Source organism: Nitratireductor alexandrii (assembly GCF_004000215.1).
GTDB lineage: Bacteria > Pseudomonadota > Alphaproteobacteria > Rhizobiales > Rhizobiaceae > Mangrovimarina > Mangrovimarina alexandrii.
Window position 1 is genome coordinate 35,144 of record NZ_RBVY01000005.1, and the last position, 14,488, is coordinate 49,631.

General features: G+C 66.8%; 15 protein-coding genes. 4 read left to right on the top strand and 11 right to left on the bottom strand.

From position 1 onward, the window contains the following. Positions 1 to 110 precede the first annotated feature (110 nt). Together EP380_RS12380 and EP380_RS12385 are read right to left on the bottom strand one after the other, a co-directional pair. The gene (locus EP380_RS12380; protein WP_127598849.1) at positions 111 to 863 is read right to left on the bottom strand and encodes an SDR family oxidoreductase; all 753 of its coding nucleotides are present in this window, start codon (positions 861 to 863) and stop codon (positions 111 to 113) included. Positions 864 to 1,060: 197 nt separating this feature from the next. Beyond that, on the bottom strand, positions 1,061 to 1,534 hold the full coding sequence (locus EP380_RS12385; protein ID WP_127598850.1) for an Lrp/AsnC family transcriptional regulator: 474 nt from the start codon (positions 1,532 to 1,534) through the stop codon (positions 1,061 to 1,063). Between the two features lie 155 nt (positions 1,535 to 1,689). Between EP380_RS12385 and ald the strand changes: the two genes are divergently transcribed. Further along, a complete protein-coding gene (gene ald / locus EP380_RS12390; RefSeq protein WP_106571792.1) occupies positions 1,690 to 2,805 on the top strand; it encodes an alanine dehydrogenase in 1,116 nt (371 codons plus the stop codon). Between the two features lie 85 nt (positions 2,806 to 2,890). On the opposite strand, the gene EP380_RS12395 is transcribed toward ald, so the two are convergent. The 5 genes from EP380_RS12395 to EP380_RS12415 all read right to left on the bottom strand — a co-directional run bounded on the left by EP380_RS12395 (position 2,891) and on the right by EP380_RS12415 (position 6,817). After that, positions 2,891 to 3,361, bottom strand: a complete 471-nt coding sequence (locus EP380_RS12395; protein ID WP_127598851.1) for a DUF1203 domain-containing protein — start codon at positions 3,359 to 3,361, stop codon at positions 2,891 to 2,893. A gap of 81 nt (positions 3,362 to 3,442) precedes the next feature. Next, positions 3,443 to 3,973, bottom strand: a complete 531-nt coding sequence (locus tag EP380_RS12400) for a GNAT family N-acetyltransferase (RefSeq protein WP_106571790.1) — start codon at positions 3,971 to 3,973, stop codon at positions 3,443 to 3,445. Positions 3,974 to 3,975: 2 nt separating this feature from the next. Beyond that, positions 3,976 to 4,827 carry a 3-mercaptopyruvate sulfurtransferase gene (sseA, locus tag EP380_RS12405; protein WP_127598852.1) on the bottom strand — a complete coding sequence of 284 codons (852 nt, stop codon included), beginning with the start codon at positions 4,825 to 4,827 and terminating at the stop codon, positions 3,976 to 3,978. Between the two features lie 215 nt (positions 4,828 to 5,042). Then, on the bottom strand, positions 5,043 to 5,783 hold the full coding sequence (locus EP380_RS12410) for an alanyl-tRNA editing protein (RefSeq protein WP_127598853.1): 741 nt from the start codon (positions 5,781 to 5,783) through the stop codon (positions 5,043 to 5,045). Continuing rightward, on the bottom strand, positions 5,783 to 6,817 hold the full coding sequence (locus EP380_RS12415) for a cysteine synthase A (protein WP_127598854.1): 1,035 nt from the start codon (positions 6,815 to 6,817) through the stop codon (positions 5,783 to 5,785). Before EP380_RS12415 ends, EP380_RS12410 begins: the two co-directional genes overlap by 1 nt. Positions 6,818 to 7,092: 275 nt before the next feature. On the opposite strand from EP380_RS12415, the gene EP380_RS12420 reads away from it, so the two are divergent. From EP380_RS12420 to EP380_RS12430, 3 genes are all read left to right on the top strand, one after another. Next, on the top strand, positions 7,093 to 7,734 hold the full coding sequence (locus tag EP380_RS12420) for a ChrR family anti-sigma-E factor (RefSeq protein WP_106571787.1): 642 nt from the start codon (positions 7,093 to 7,095) through the stop codon (positions 7,732 to 7,734). Positions 7,735 to 7,774: 40 nt separating this feature from the next. Further along, positions 7,775 to 8,575, top strand: a complete 801-nt coding sequence (locus tag EP380_RS12425; RefSeq protein WP_127598855.1) for an SDR family NAD(P)-dependent oxidoreductase — start codon at positions 7,775 to 7,777, stop codon at positions 8,573 to 8,575. Positions 8,576 to 8,658: 83 nt separating this feature from the next. Continuing rightward, positions 8,659 to 9,630: an alpha/beta hydrolase gene (locus EP380_RS12430; protein ID WP_127598856.1), complete on the top strand. Its 972-nt coding sequence runs from the start codon at positions 8,659 to 8,661 to the stop codon at positions 9,628 to 9,630. Positions 9,631 to 9,778: 148 nt separating this feature from the next. Here EP380_RS12430 and ccoS read toward each other — a convergent pair whose 3' ends face one another. The 4 genes from ccoS to ccoG are packed head-to-tail and all read right to left on the bottom strand — an operon-like array spanning position 9,779 to position 14,302. Beyond that, entirely contained in the window at positions 9,779 to 9,967 is a 189-nt protein-coding gene (gene ccoS, locus EP380_RS12435) for a cbb3-type cytochrome oxidase assembly protein CcoS (RefSeq protein ID WP_106571786.1), read from the bottom strand. After that, entirely contained in the window at positions 9,964 to 12,252 is a 2,289-nt protein-coding gene (locus EP380_RS12440) for a heavy metal translocating P-type ATPase (protein ID WP_127598857.1), read from the bottom strand. Before EP380_RS12440 ends, ccoS begins: the two co-directional genes overlap by 4 nt. Beyond that, positions 12,249 to 12,746, bottom strand: a complete 498-nt coding sequence (locus EP380_RS12445) for a FixH family protein (RefSeq protein WP_127599101.1) — start codon at positions 12,744 to 12,746, stop codon at positions 12,249 to 12,251. The genes EP380_RS12440 and EP380_RS12445 overlap by 4 nt, the downstream gene beginning before the upstream one ends. Beyond that, complete coding sequence (ccoG, locus tag EP380_RS12450) at positions 12,746 to 14,302, bottom strand: cytochrome c oxidase accessory protein CcoG (RefSeq protein ID WP_127598858.1); 1,557 nt, start codon at positions 14,300 to 14,302, stop codon at positions 12,746 to 12,748. The genes EP380_RS12445 and ccoG overlap by 1 nt, the downstream gene beginning before the upstream one ends. Between the last annotated feature and the right edge of the window lie 186 nt (positions 14,303 to 14,488).

Sequence of the window (14,488 nt, forward strand, 5' to 3'; positions counted from 1 at the left end):
CGCTCTCTCCTGCGAACGATTTTGTCGCCGGTCATTCCAGGCCGGCATCCGGTAGCGGGAAGCCCGCCCCGCCGCCGCGAGACTGACGCGGGACCGACGGCCAACCCTGTTCAAGCCGTCTCAAACAGCCCGCCCTCGTCGGCGCCGATTTCGATGGCGAGCGAGACGTGACGGGGCCGCGTCAGGGCGAAGATCGCCGCCTCGACCACGTCGCGGCTGGTGGCCTGGCGTCCCTTGCGCCTGATGCCGGCCTCCTCCCAGTCGTCCCGCCCCGGCTGCGCGTCGTCGAGATAGGGCGGGTTCACCAGGATCGAGCGGAATTTCGTTCCCGAAAACGCCTGCCTGAACCCGTCCGCCAGGGCCACCTGTCCGCGCTTGGCGGCATAGAAGGGAACCGAGACCGACTGCAGTGCGGCATTGGGCAGCCCGCTGATCGAGCCAATGGTCACCACGTCCGGCGCGTCGGAATTGTCCATCGCCGTGCGCAGGCCCTGAACGAGCAAGAACGTTCCCGTGACCGCGGCATTGACCACCGCCAGAACGTCGGCCTCGTCATAAGGCTCTGCGCTGGCTTCAAGCCACATCGCGCCGTTGTTGATCAGGATGTCGACCCGCTGCTTCAGCGCGCCGATCCGGGAGACAGCCTGTCGCACCGAGGCCGCGTCGGCAAGGTCCAGTGCCACGGTCTGCGGCGCCGCGCCGCCGCGTTCGATCACCAGTCCGGCGACGGCGTCGAGATCGGCGACCCGCCGCCCGCAAAGAACCAGCTCGCAGCCGGCATCCGCAAGCGTCAGGGCGAAGGCAGCCCCCAATCCGCGCCCGGCGCCGGTGACGACCACCACTTTTCCGGCAAGCTCGTTCATGCTTGACTCCTTACAAACCTTAGCGACGTCTTATGAAACAAACCGGCAAGGATTGCCACCGCGTGGCGCTTTGGCGTTCGGCGCCGTCGGCCCGAGCATCCGGTCGCGTGTCGGCTTGCCGCGGCCTCGGCACCCGGCAGCGGGCATAGGCCCCCAAATGCGTCATGCCGTCCCGTCGCCGCGAGACCGACACCGTCTCAGGCAAGATCGGGCCCGACGCCGACACCGGTGCGGTCGATCACCTCGCGCAGGGCGAAGGAGGAGTTGATCTTGATGACATGCGGCATCGCCGTCAGCCATTCCTTGTGCACGCGTTCGTAATCTTCGAGATCGCGCGCCGCGATCCTGATGACGTAGTCGTATTCGCCCGACATCAAATGACACGACAGCACGTTCGGGCAACGTTTGATCGCCGCCTCGAACTCGGCCAGCGACTTTTCGAACTGGCCCGACAGCGAAATATGCACGATCGCCGTCATCCTGTAGCCGAGCGCGGCATTGGACAGCTTGGCGTGGTAGCCGTGAATGACGCCCGATTTTTCGAGATTGTCGAGACGGCGCGAGCAGGCGGACTGCGACAGTCCCACCTTTTCGGCAAGCGCGGCATTGGAAATCCGCCCATCCCGCTGCAGCGTGTCGAGAATGGCGTAATCGATCCGGTCTAGGCTCATAATCGGGATTATCTTCGAGTTTTTCTCTAAAATACGCAAAGATCGGCGAAAATTTCCGAGCACCCTCGTCGACTTCGCAAACACATGCGCAGCGCAATGTGCTCTAATCAACATCCATCCCGAATACAACCCGCGACCGGTGGAGGAGAGCTGTTATGCTTGTGGGCTGCCCGACGGAGATCAAGAACCATGAATATCGCGTCGGCCTGACCCCGGGTTCGGTACGCGAATACATCGCCCACGGCCATGACGTGCTGGTTCAGAGCGGGGCGGGCGCGGGCATCGGCGCCGACGACAACGCCTACAAGGCGGCCGGCGCGCGCATCGCCAAGACCGCGGAAGAGATTTTCGCCAAGGCCGACATGGTGGTGAAGGTCAAGGAGCCGCAGCCCGGCGAATGGGTTCAGCTGCGCGAAGGCCAGATCCTCTACACCTATCTGCATCTCGCCCCCGATCCGGACCAGACCGAGGGTCTGGTGAAGTCGGGCGTGACGGCGATTGCCTACGAGACCGTGACCGACGACCGCGGCGGGCTGCCTTTGCTGGCGCCAATGTCGGAAGTCGCAGGGCGGCTGGCGATCCAGGCCGGGGCCACCGCGCTGCAGAAGGCCAATGGCGGCCGCGGCGTGCTTCTGGGCGGCGTGCCCGGCGTGCTGCCGGGCAAGGTCGCCATTATCGGCGGCGGCGTCGTCGGCCTGCAGGCGGCCAAGATGGCGGTCGGCCTCGGCGCCGACGTCACCATCATCGACCGCTCGATCCCGCGCCTGCGCCAGCTCGACGACATTTTCAACGGCCGCATCCACACCCGCTATTCGACCGTCGAGGCGCTCGAGGAGGAGTGTTTTTCGGCCGACATCGTCGTCGGCGCGGTGCTGATCCCGGGCGCCGCGGCGCCGAAGCTGGTCACCCGCGAGATGCTGTCGGGCATGAAGAAGGGCGCGGTCCTGGTCGATGTCGCGATCGATCAGGGCGGCTGCTTCGAGACCTCGCATGCGACCACCCATGCCGAGCCGACCTACGAGGTCGACGGCATCATCCATTACTGCGTGGCCAACATGCCGGGCGCGGTTCCCGTCACCTCCGCCCATGCGCTCAACAACGCCACCTTGCACCACGGTCTTCAGCTTGCCGACAAGGGGTTGCGCGCGCTGGCCGACGACACCCATCTCAGAAACGGCCTCAACGTGCACCGCGGCAAGATCACCAATCGCGCGGTGGCCGAGGCCCTCGGCTACGAAATGGCCGAACCCAAAACCGTGCTCGCCGCCTGAGCCGACTCAAAAAATCCTCCCCACTGGCCCGCGGGTTTCGATCCCGCGGGTCTTCTTTTTGATCGGTCGGCGACAAGCCTGCGGCTCAGCCGCGTTCGACGCGCAACTGATAACATGTGTTGCTGGCCGAGCGCATGTGCAGATAGGCGATCTCGCGACGCTGCAACAACGCATGCGCCCGTGTGCATATGTCATGTGTCGGCACGACCGAACCCGACCCGTAGACGATGCGATCATCGAATCCGTAACCGCGCAGGATATAGGCGGGCGTCGCCTGGAACATCACCGGCATGACGTCGCTTTCCGTCGCCCGCTGGCAGTGTTCGGCATGCAGAAAGATCGGGCCCGTCTCGGCATAGGGCTGCAAGTCCGCAAACGGCCGGTACGCAAGGATCAGATAGGGTTCGCCCTCGTCGACATTTCTGAGACAATGGCGGCACGGCACTTTGGAAGCGTCGGAAATATGCCGTTCGGGAACGTTTCCGTAAGCGTCGGTGCCCCCTGCCTGCAAGGCGCGGACCGCATCGGTAGGTAAGGCAACGAAACGAATGCGCATTGACGACCTCCTCGGAGCGGAGGCCATCCATAGAGCTGCCGGAAATGTCCCGCCACCCGTTTCACGCCGCACAAAAGCCCTTCACGTCCACGGCTCGACCGTCTCCTGCGACCAGGAGACCGGAACAAAACCCATCTTCTGATAGAGTTGCAGCGCGCGCGGACTGTCGAGCGTGTTGGTGTGGATGGTGACCTTGTCGGGATCGTGCGCCCAGGCGGCATCGATCGCGCCCGACAGGAAGAAGCGGGCCAGCCCCCTGCCCTGAAAATCCGGCATCAGCCCGAAATAGAGGATTTCGACCTCGCCGGCGAGACGCGACAGGTCGAGCTCGAAAAACCCGGCCGGGGCGCCGTCGACATAAAGCACCTCGATCTCGGTTGTCGCTCCGTGCACGGCCTGTGCGAGCGCGGCATCCGAACAGTTTCGGCGCAGCGACCAGTGATGCGGCCGGCCGACCTGCTCGTAGAGATAGCGGTAGAAATGCAGCGGGATGGAACCGACGCGCATCATGGCCAGCCGCGCCCCGAGCGGCATCGGCACCGGCTTGCCAGGAGGCGCGGTCATTTCCAGATGGGTGACGCGCGCCACAAGCGTGTTCGTCGTCCCAGCCATGGTCACGGCGCGCCGGTCTCGACCGGCGTGTCGTCGCGACCGCCCCACTCCGTCCAGGAGCCGTCGTAAAGCCGGGCGTCGGCATGGCCGAGGCTCTCCAGCGCCAGCACCAGCACGGCGGCCGTCACGCCCGATCCGCAGGAAGTGACCACCGGCTGCGACAGGTCGATGCCGGCCGCCTCGAAGGTCTGCCGCAAGGCGGCCGGCGGCAACAGCGCCCCGTTTTCGGCCACGGACGCGATCGGCACGTTGCGCGCGCCCGGCATGTGACCCGAACGCACGCCCTGGCGCGGCTCCGGCTCGCTGCCGGCAAAACGCCCCGGCGATCGCGCATCCGCGATCTGGCTCGTGCCCTGCTCCACGATCCGGCGCATCTCGTCCAGCGTGGCCACCCGGCCTTCGTCGAAATCGGTCTCGAACAGGCAGGAGGCGACCTTGGTCGGCTTCGCGGTCACGAACCGTCCCTCCGCTTTCCAGCGGTCGATCCCGCCTTCCAGAATGCGGACCGTCTTGGCGCCCATGACGCGGAACATCCACCAGGCGCGGGCCGAGGAAAACAGACCCGGTCCGTCATAGACCACGATCGTGTCGCTGGCCGAAATGCCCATCGAGGCGGCGAAGGTGGCAAAGGTCCGCGGCGACGGCAGTGCGTGCGGCAGGTTCGAATCGGGATCGACAACCAGGTCATGATCGAAAAACACAGCCCGGGGAATGTGGCCTGCCTCATATTCGGCGCGCGCGTCGCGGCCCTGCGCGGGCAGGTACCAGGAAGCGTCGACCACCGACAGGCCCGGATCATTTAGATGCTCGGCCAGCCAATCGGTCGTGACGAAGAAGGCGTCCTTGTCTGTCATCGCGATCACCCGCTCCCGAACCGCCATCGGCGGCGAAACACAACACTGCATTCCTGTCGCATTTTTGCCAACGCGCGAAAAGCCGCGAGCCAGTTGGACGGTCGCATATTCGCGAAGCCGCCGGGAAGAACAACTCGCGCGGCCCGCGACGGTTCCGGCCGGACGGTCGTGGAACGTTGTGGACCGGCAGTCCGGCCTGACTATTGGATCAACAGTCAGGTCGGCAACGCGCCGAACCGGATGCGGAAACGGCGGTTTTCGCGTCCCTTCTTCTCGATCTTGCCGATATGGACTTCGCCCACTTCCTGGGTTTCCGACACATGCGTGCCACCGCAGGGCTGGCTGTCGACCGACGCCTCGGCGCCGATGCACACCAGCCGGATACGGCCCGAACCCGCCGGCGGGCGCACGTTCTTGGATTTCACCAGGCCCGGATTGGCGGCCAGTTCGTCCTCGCCGATCCATTGGGTGAAGATCGGATGATTGGCCGTAACCAGCGCCATCATCTCCGCCGTCACGTCCTCCTTGGTCACGCCGGCGTCGGGCAGGTCGAAATCGACCCGCGATTCGTCCTCGCCGACCGCCGCACCGGTAATCGGATAGGGACACACCACGCTCAAGAGATGGCAGGCGGTATGCATGCGCATCAGCTTGTAGCGCCGCGCCCAGTCGATATGCAGCACCAGCGTCTCGCCGATCTCCGGCCGGGCGGCATCCGGGGCCGGCAGATGGACGATCTCGTCCTTGGTCTGGCCGGTGATCGTGCCCCCGATGGCGATCCGCGATCCGTCGGCGCGCTCGAAAAAGCCGGTATCGCCGGGCTGTCCGCCGGACGTCGCATAGAAATTCGTCCGGTCGAGAACCATTCCGCCGCGCTCGTTGATGCCCGTCACCGTGCCCTCGGCGGTCGACAGATAGGCATCCTCGCGAAACAGCGCCTGGGTCGCGGCATCCATTACGCCACCTCCTCGAACGGCACGCTTATGTCGCTGGTCTTTTCGATCCACTCGGGCACTGGCAGCGCCTTGCTGCGCAGAAACGCCGGATTGAACAGTTTCGATTGGTAGCGCGTACCGTAATCGCACAGCACCGTCACGATGGTGTGGCCGGGGCCGAGCTCGCGGGCCAGGCGCACCGCACCGGCAATATTGATGCCGGTCGAGCCGCCCATGCACAGGCCTTCTTCGCGCACGAGATCAAAAATGATCCCGAGCGCCTCGTCGTCGGCGATCCGATACGAAAAGTCGGGCGTGAACCCTTCCAGATTGGCGGTGATGCGCCCCTGGCCGATGCCCTCGGTGATCGAGGAGCCTTCCGATTTCAGCTCCCCTGCGGTGTAATAGGAATAAAGCGCAGCCCCCATCGGGTCGGCAAGCGCGATCTTGACGTCCTTGTTGTGCGCACGCAGCCCTTCGGCGATGCCGGCTAGCGTGCCGCCGCTGCCGACGGAAGCCACGAAACCGTCGACCTTGCCGACCGTCTGCTGCCAGATCTCGACCGCCGTGGTTTCGACATGGCCCTGGCGATTGGCGACATTGTCGAACTGGTTGGCCCAGATCGCGCCGTTGGGCTCGGTTTTGGCCAGTTGCTCGGCCAGCCGGGCAGACAGTTTCACATAGTTGTTCGGGTTCCGGTAGGGAACCGCCGGCACCTCGATCAATTCCGCGCCGAGGATGCGGATGGCATCCTTCTTCTCCTGGCTCTGGGTTTCGGGAATGACGATCGCGGTGCGATAGCCAAGCGCGCGGGCCACCAGCGTCAGCCCGATGCCGGTATTGCCGGCCGTCCCTTCCACGATCAGCCCGCCCGGCCTCAGGAGCCCGCGCTTTTCGGCATCGCGCACGATGAAAAGGCCGGCCCGGTCCTTGACCGACTGGCCCGGGTTCATGAATTCCGCCTTGCCGAGAATCTCGCAGCCGGTCTCCTCCGAAGCACGCTTCAGCCTGATCAGCGGCGTGTTTCCGATGGCGTCGATCACCGATCGGTCCATGATATTTTCCTTCGTCTGCCCAATGGCCGCGCGCCGGATCGGCCGGCGGCACCCTTCTATTTCAGGTCTAAGCAGGCGACGGGTGGCTTTCAAGTCGCGTTTTTTTGCCAAAACAGGCCAAACAGCGATTATTTTTGCGCCTTGCCGACACGACACCCGAACCGGCTTTCCGGTTGATCCGGTTGGAGCCGGCGTCCGTATGTGGCACAAGAACGTCGCCGAAAATCGGATCGAAGTCCGGTTTTCGCCCACGGCCAGCCTTCCGAGGTCACACCATGTCCGCCGTACAAACCGCCGATTCGCTGATCGCGAGCCATGTTGCCGGCACCTTGCCGCTGCCCGCGCACGTGCTCGTGGCCGCGCACCTGCAACTCAACAACGACAACCGCGCCTTCGCCGGCGAGTTGGAACGCCTCGGCGGCCTTGGCCTGTCGCAGGCCCGACCCGTCGCGCTGTCGGATCGCGACCGCCGGCTCGCCTCTGTCCTCGACGGCCCCGCACCGGCCGCCCCATCGCACCCGCAAGAGGCTCGAGACGGCCTGTTTCCGCCCGTGCTGCGCGACTTTGTCGGCTTCGACGTCGCCGATGTGCCCTGGCGCACAAAAATGCCCGGTTTTCGCGAGCACGATGTCGGTGAGATCGACGGCTGCCATGTCAGCCTGTTCTGGATCCGACCCGGCCGCGCCATCCCCGCCCATACCCATGGCGGGCTGGAACTGACGCTGGTGCTGGACGGCGCCTTCAACGACGTCAACGGCCGCTACGCACGCGGCGACATATCGATCGCCGACGAGACGGTCGAGCACCGGCCGGTCGCCGAGAAGGACCGTCCTTGCATCGGCCTGGCCGTCACCGACGCGCCGCTGCGTCTGAGCGGTCCGCTCGGCCGCAGGCTGATCGACATAGTCGGCGGCTAACGACGCAGCCGGAATTCCTGCCCGCACCGACGAGGTTTCGATGTCTCTTTATCGCGCCGGACCAACGGATGGCGTCGCCTGGGTGACGGGCGCCAGCAGCGGCATCGGCCGCGCCCTGGCGCTCGAACTCGCCCGCGACGGCTACATTGTCGCCGTGACCGCCCGGCGCGCGGAGCGGCTTGAGGCGCTCGCGGTCGAGGCCGAGCCGCTCGCCGGCAGCATCCGGCCTTGCGCCTGCGACGTCACCGACGAGGACGGCATGGCGGCTACCGTGGCGGCGATCGAACGCGACTGCGGGCCGATCGCACTCGCCGTCTTCAACGCCGGCGACTATTTCCCCACCCGCGGCGAGGCTCTGGGCACGCGCGAATTCGTCGACACGTTCGGCGTCAACGTGTTGGGCACCGTGTTCGGCCTCGTGCCGGTCGTCGAGCGCATGAAGACCAGGGGCCGCGGCCATGTCGCCATCATCGGCTCCGCCTCCAGCTACGGCGGATTGCCGCGCGCCGCAGCCTACGGCGCGACCAAGGCCGCTCTCAACACCATGGCAGCCGGGCTGAAGTTCGACTTCGACCCGCTCAACATCCGCATCCAGGTCTTCAATCCGGGCTTCGTCGCGACCCCGCTCACCGAACAGAACCGTTTTGCGATGCCGGCTCTGATCAGCGTCGAGACCGCCGTCGGGCGCATCCGCGACGGGCTGCGCACGGGCGGTTTCGAGGTCTCCTTCCCGCGCCGCTTCACATGGGTGCTGAAACTGCTCGCGCTGCTGCCCTATCCCGCCTATTTCGCGCTCGTCCGGCGCGCCACCGGCTGGCACCGGCGACCCCGCAAAACCTAGAACCGCGCGCCGTGCGACCGCGAGCGATTGCGCGGCCCGCCAAGCCGGCCTATGGATCGGACGGCAAGGAAACGGAGGAGCACATGCGGCGGATGATCGGTATCGTCGTGGTTGTGATCGCCGCCGGAGCGGCAGCCTGGTTTCTGGGACCGCGCGTGGCGCGCGACACCACCGTCAGTTTCGACCCCGCCGCGATCGGCCAGGATGTCGAAGCCTGGCTCGCCGACAAGGAAGCCCGCGTGCCCAACCTGCGCCCCGGCGCGGAAAAGCAGGTCGTGTGGGCTTTTCCCGCCTCACGCGCCCGCACGCCGCTCGCCATCGTCTACGTGCACGGGTTTTCCGCCTCCAAGGACGAGATCAGGCCGGTGCCCGACCGCGTCGCCGCGACGCTGGGCGCAAATTTGTTCTTCACCCGCCTGACCGGTCACGGCCGCGATGGCCCGGCGATGGCCGAGGCCAGCGTCAAAGCCTGGGTCGACGACTATGCCGAGGCGCTGGCGGTCGGCCGGCGGCTGGGCGAGCGCGTGGTGGTCGTCGCGGTCTCGACCGGCGCCTCGATCGCCGCCTGGGCGGCGACCCGGCCGGACCTGGCCGAGGGCGTTGCCGGCTACGTGCTGATCTCGCCCAATTTCGGCGTGCAGGCCGGCGGCGCCGGCTTCCTGGCCGGGCCCTGGGGCCTGCAGATCGCCAAGCTCGTCGCCGGGGACGAACGCGGGTTCGAGCCGCACAACGACGCGCATGGCCGCTTCTGGACCACGCGCTATCCCACCGAGGCGCTGCTGCCGATGGCGGCGATGGTCGAAATCGCCGCGACGGCCCCCGTCGAGACCGCAACCGCCCCGGCGCTGTTCATATTGTCCGACCGCGACAAGGTCGTGCGCCCCGACATCACCCGGCAGATCGCCGGACGCTGGGGGGCTGCGCACGAGCTGCGCACCGTTGAACAAAGCGACGACCCGTCCCATCACGTGATCGCCGGCGACGCGCTGTCGCCCGGCAACAACGACCGGGTCGTTGACTGGATCGTCGAGTGGGTGCGCGCGCACGCCGAGTAGAACCTCTCCGGGCGCAGCGGAAGCCGGTTCGCCATTCAAAAAACACGTTAAAACAACAAGTCAGAGAACGGCCCTGGAGCCGCCGTCGGCCCACAAACCTCCGCTCATTTCTCAGCCGGGCCTCCCGGACGCGGCCAGGCGAGCCTGGTCAGGACTGCCGCCCCCCATCCCTGCCGCGTTCGTCCTCGACCGGGTCTTCCCCGTCGTCGTGCAGGATACGTTCGGCCGCGCCGTCGAGATCGTCATATTGCCCGCTCCTGAGCGACCACAGGAAGGCGGCGAGGCCGATCATGCCCAGAAAAAGCGCGACCGGGATCAGAATGGCAAGGTTGATCATGCCGTCTTGCCGCCGGCCGGCGCGGCAGCAACCGGGGCCCGCTCCGAAACAAACGCGTCGGCTTTCGCGGCGGCCTTGCCGCCCCGCAACCGCAGCGCATTGGCGATCACCAGCAGCGAGGACAACGACATCGCCGCCGCCGCGATCAGCGGGGTGACGAAGCCGGCGACGGCGATCGGCACCGCGATCACGTTATAGGCGATGGCGAGCCCGAAATTCTGCCGCACCAGCCGGTCGGCCCGGCGCGCGATCGCGATCGCGAACGGCACCGCCTGGAGGCTGTCGTGCAGAAAGACGAAATCGGCGGCATTGCGTCCGATATCGGCCGCCGTCGCCGGCGCCATCGACACATGGGCAGCCGCCAGCGCCGGCGCGTCGTTGAGGCCGTCGCCGACCATCAGCGCCTTGTGGCCGTCCTGCGCCAGGCGCGCCAGCCGTTCGGCCTTGTCTGCGGGCAGGACCCCGGCGCGCACGGTCGCAATTCCAAGCTCCGCGGCCACGGTGTTGGCGTTGGCGGCCGTGTCGCCGCTTAGCAGTTCGACGTCGAACCCTTGGTCCCGCAATGCTGCGAGCGCGGCACCGGCATCGGCGCGCAGCCGGTCGCGCATACCAAACCGCGCCAGGATCACGCCGTCCCGCGTCAGCACCGGATCGCCGGCGTCCCCGGCCGCTCCCGCCTCGGCGCCCGCGCACGCCCAGTCCGCACGGCCCAGCCGGTAGCGGCTGCCGTCCGACCGGCCCTCGATGCCGCAGCCCGGCACTTCCTCGATATCGGTGAAAACCAGCGCGTTGCTGCGCGGGCTGTCGAAGGCCCGGGCCAGTGCGCGCGAGACGGGATGGCGCGAATGGGCGGCCAGCGCGGCGACATGCGCGGCAGTCGCCGCGTCGATGCGGTCGGCCTCGGCGATCGCCGGCCGGCCGACGGTCAGCGTGCCGGTCTTGTCGAACACGACCGTGTCGATTTCGGCGAGCCGCTCCATGCCCGAGCCGTCCTTGACCATCACGCCCCGTTCGAACAGCCGCCGCGCGGCGACGACCTGAACGATCGGCACGGCCAGGCCGAGCGCGCAGGGACAGGTAATGATCAAGACGGCGATGGCGATCGTGATCGCGCGGTGCCAGTCGCCCGTCGCCGCCATCCAGCCGACAAAGGTCGCGAACGCGGCGAGATGGACCAGCGGCGAATAAAGCGCGGAGGCGCGGTCGGCGATACGCCGGTAGCGCGCGCGCCCGCCCTCGGCCGCCTCCATCAGCCGCACCATTTCCGCTAGGAAGGACTCGCGCGCCGCCGCCGTCGCCTCGACCAGCAGCGAGCCGGTCAGATTGACCATGCCCGCCCGCACCGCGTCGCCGGCCGTCATCGGCTGCGGCGCGCCCTCGCCGGTCACCAGCGACACGTCGATGTCGGACCGCCCCTCCAGGATATGCCCGTCCACCGGCACCCGGTCGCCGGCCGCGATCCGCAGCCGCATGCCGGGCTCGATCTCGTCGAGCGGCAGGAAGCGCGCCTGTCCGTCGGCGCCGATCACCGTCGCCCCGCCCGGCGCCATCCGCGCCAGCCCGCTGACGGCCACGCGCGCGCGTTCGCGCATGACGTGGTCGAGCGTGCGGCCGATCAAAAGGAAAAACAGCAGCGACACCGAGGCGTCGAAATAGGCGTGCTGGCCGTGGTTGATCGTCTCGTAGAGGCTAAGCCCATAGGCCATCGACACGCCGAGCGCGATCGGCACGTCCATATTCATGCGCCCGTGCTTGAGCGCGCCCCAGGCCGATCGATAAAATATGCCGCCGGCGAAAAACAGTGCCGGCATCGCGATCAACGCCGACAGCCAGTGGAACAGATCGCGCGTCGCACCGTCCGCACCCGACCAGACCGAAACCGACAACAGCATGATGTTGCCGGCCGCGAACCCGGCGACGGCCAGGGCCCGCACCAGTTCCGACAGGGTCTTGTCCTTGCCGGCGGTGCCGTCGTCGCTCAGATGCGCGGCGTAGCCGAGGCGGTTGAGCGTGTCGACGATTGCCGGCTGTGCGTCGTCGCGCCAGCGCACCCGCACCCGTTTGGTCGACAGGTTGACGCGCGCCTCCTCCACGCCGTTGAGCCGGCCAAGCGCGGTTTCGATCGTGTGGATGCAGCCGCCGCAATGGATCGCCGGCACGGACAGGTCGCTCTGGCGCACGCCGTCGCCGAGATCGCGGCTGGCCAGACGCAACTCCTCCGGGCCGGGGCCGGCCGGCACGTCGTCGCGCGCTGCCCCCTCGACGCCCGGCGCGCAGCAGCTCATCTGATCCTGCCCCCGGTGACGCGAACCCGCTCGACCTGGCGATAGGGATCGGGCTGGCCGATATCGGCCAAAATCTCGACGATCCAGCCGCCATCGGCGATTTCGATCGTTTGGGCAAAGGCGCCCGTGCCGGCGCGGGCGAGCCGCAGCGTGAGGTCGCCCTGTTCGGAGACCGGCCGGCGGAAGATCATGCGTACGGCCTCGGCCGATACCGGGTCGCCGGATCGGTCGGTCAGCCGGTAGCTCACCGTGCCGTCCGCGATCGTCAACTCGCCGCGCCAGCCCAGCGCCTGCTGCGCGCGGGCGAGTGCCGCCTTTTCGTTGAACTGCTGGCTGGCCACATAGGAGTTCTTGACCACCAGGCCCGTCCAGCTCCGGTTCGCAAGCGTCGCCATGGTGAGGTTTACGGCAATGATGGTCCCGAAAAAGGCGAGCATGATGATGAGCATATGCCGGCCGGTGAATTCGCCCTTGGGGCGCGTGGGGGTCTTCATCATCTCGCCTCCGGCGCATTGAACGTCGCGGTGTAGGCGTCGCTTTCGAAACTCGCCTTGTCCTCGGCGATGAAGCGGAAACGCTGCGTCGTGCCGTCGATCAGGTCCTGCGGCTGGCGCACGAAGATTTTTAGCGTCCGCAGCCGGTCGGGTTCAACCGGAATCACCATCGACCGCCCTTCCGGCTGGTCGATGCCGTTGGCCGTCATCGTCGCGCCCGGCAGGCCATCGAGCGACAGGAACACCACGCGCGGCTCGGGAATCATGTTCAACAGCTTGACCGTGTAACCGTTGCGGATCGAACCGTCGGCGAGCGTGACGAATTGCGGATTGCGGTCGTGCAGCACGTTGACCTCGAGCCGGTCGCGCGAGAACAGGGCATAAAGCAGCACGACGCCGATCAGCGCCCACATGCCGAAATAGACGAAGGTGCGCGGACGAAAGAGCTGGCGCAGACGGAAATGGCGCACCTTGTCCGACAGGCCGCCGCTGTCGTCGCGCACCCGGCGCGGGTCGATCGGCGCGGTGCCGCCGACGGTCGCGAGCGCCATGTTGGCGTTGTATTCGTCCAGCGTGGCATAGGAGATCAGGCCACGCTCCTTGCCGATCTTGTCCATGACGGCGTCGCAGGCATCGATGCACAGCGCACAGGTGATGCATTCCAGCTGCTGGCCGTCGCGGATGTCGATGCCCATCGGGCACACGGCCACGCAGGCGTTGCAGTCCACGCAGTCGCCGACCGTCTGGCCAGCCGCCGCGGCCTTCTTGGCGCCGCGCGTGCGCGGCTCGCCGCGCCAGTCATTATAGGTGACCGTGAGCGAGTTTTCGTCGAGCATGGCCGCCTGGATACGCGGCCAAGGGCACATATAGGTGCACACCTGTTCGCGCATCAGCCCGCCGAACACATAGGTGGTGGCGGTCAGGATGGCGACGGTGATGTAGGCCACCGGCGCCGCCTCGCCGCGCGCGAAATCGACCAGAAGGCCGGGCGCGTCGGCGAAATAGAAAATCCATGCCCCGCCGGTCGCCACCGCGATCACCAGCCAGATCGCGTGTTTTGCGACCCGCTTGGCGATCTTGCCGGCGCTCCAGTCGGCCTTGTCGAGCTTCATGCGCGCATTGCGGTCGCCCTCCACCCAGCGTTCCACGACCAGAAACAGGTCGACCCAGACCGTTTGCGGACAGGTATATCCGCACCAGGCCCGGCCGACCGTGGAGGTGATCAGGAACAGGCCGACACCGGCCATCACCAGCAGACCGGCCACGAAGATGAATTCCTGCGGCCAGATCTCGATGAAGAAGAAGTAGAAGCGCCGATTGGCGAGATCGATCAGGACCGCCTGGTCCGGCGCGTGCGGTCCGCGGTCCCAGCGCAGCCACGGCGTCAGATAGTAGATGCCGAGGGTGACCAGCATCACCAGCCATTTGAAGCGCCGGAACTGTCCGCTGGCGCGTTTGGGAAAGATCTTCTTGCGCGCGGCGTAGAGCGGCTGGCGCACCTTGGCCGAATTGACAGCCTCCGCCTCGTGGCGTTCGACTTCGCTCGTATTCAGCATTCTCGTCTCCTGGGCAGACGTACCGCGACCACTCGGCACGGAACAGGGCGGGACTGCTCGGCCCGTGCCCGGCCGCGGCAAGCTCGAGATGCCCGATCCATATCGCCCCAGCCTTGATTCAGGTCAACAAGGCCGACTAAAGATAAAAAAGGGGCCCGGCGCGAAGCCGGACCCCCCTCGCCCGGA

Excerpts from the sequence above, each read along its gene's own strand:
- EP380_RS12380 (WP_127598849.1), bottom strand. The coding sequence starts at position 863 with ATGAACGAGCTTGCCGGAAAAGTGGTGGTCGTCACCGGCGCCGGGCGC.
- EP380_RS12385 (WP_127598850.1), bottom strand. The coding sequence starts at position 1,534 with ATGAGCCTAGACCGGATCGATTACGCCATTCTCGACACGCTGCAGCGG.
- ald (WP_106571792.1), top strand. The coding sequence starts at position 1,690 with ATGCTTGTGGGCTGCCCGACGGAGATCAAGAACCATGAATATCGCGTC.
- EP380_RS12395 (WP_127598851.1), bottom strand. The coding sequence starts at position 3,361 with ATGCGCATTCGTTTCGTTGCCTTACCTACCGATGCGGTCCGCGCCTTG.
- EP380_RS12400 (WP_106571790.1), bottom strand. The coding sequence starts at position 3,973 with ATGGCTGGGACGACGAACACGCTTGTGGCGCGCGTCACCCATCTGGAA.
- sseA (WP_127598852.1), bottom strand. The coding sequence starts at position 4,827 with ATGACAGACAAGGACGCCTTCTTCGTCACGACCGATTGGCTGGCCGAG.
- EP380_RS12410 (WP_127598853.1), bottom strand. The coding sequence starts at position 5,783 with ATGGATGCCGCGACCCAGGCGCTGTTTCGCGAGGATGCCTATCTGTCG.
- EP380_RS12415 (WP_127598854.1), bottom strand. The coding sequence starts at position 6,817 with ATGGACCGATCGGTGATCGACGCCATCGGAAACACGCCGCTGATCAGG.
- EP380_RS12420 (WP_106571787.1), top strand. The coding sequence starts at position 7,093 with ATGTCCGCCGTACAAACCGCCGATTCGCTGATCGCGAGCCATGTTGCC.
- EP380_RS12425 (WP_127598855.1), top strand. The coding sequence starts at position 7,775 with ATGTCTCTTTATCGCGCCGGACCAACGGATGGCGTCGCCTGGGTGACG.
- EP380_RS12430 (WP_127598856.1), top strand. The coding sequence starts at position 8,659 with ATGCGGCGGATGATCGGTATCGTCGTGGTTGTGATCGCCGCCGGAGCG.
- ccoS (WP_106571786.1), bottom strand. The coding sequence starts at position 9,967 with ATGATCAACCTTGCCATTCTGATCCCGGTCGCGCTTTTTCTGGGCATG.
- EP380_RS12440 (WP_127598857.1), bottom strand. The coding sequence starts at position 12,252 with ATGAGCTGCTGCGCGCCGGGCGTCGAGGGGGCAGCGCGCGACGACGTG.
- EP380_RS12445 (WP_127599101.1), bottom strand. The coding sequence starts at position 12,746 with ATGAAGACCCCCACGCGCCCCAAGGGCGAATTCACCGGCCGGCATATG.
- ccoG (WP_127598858.1), bottom strand. The coding sequence starts at position 14,302 with ATGCTGAATACGAGCGAAGTCGAACGCCACGAGGCGGAGGCTGTCAAT.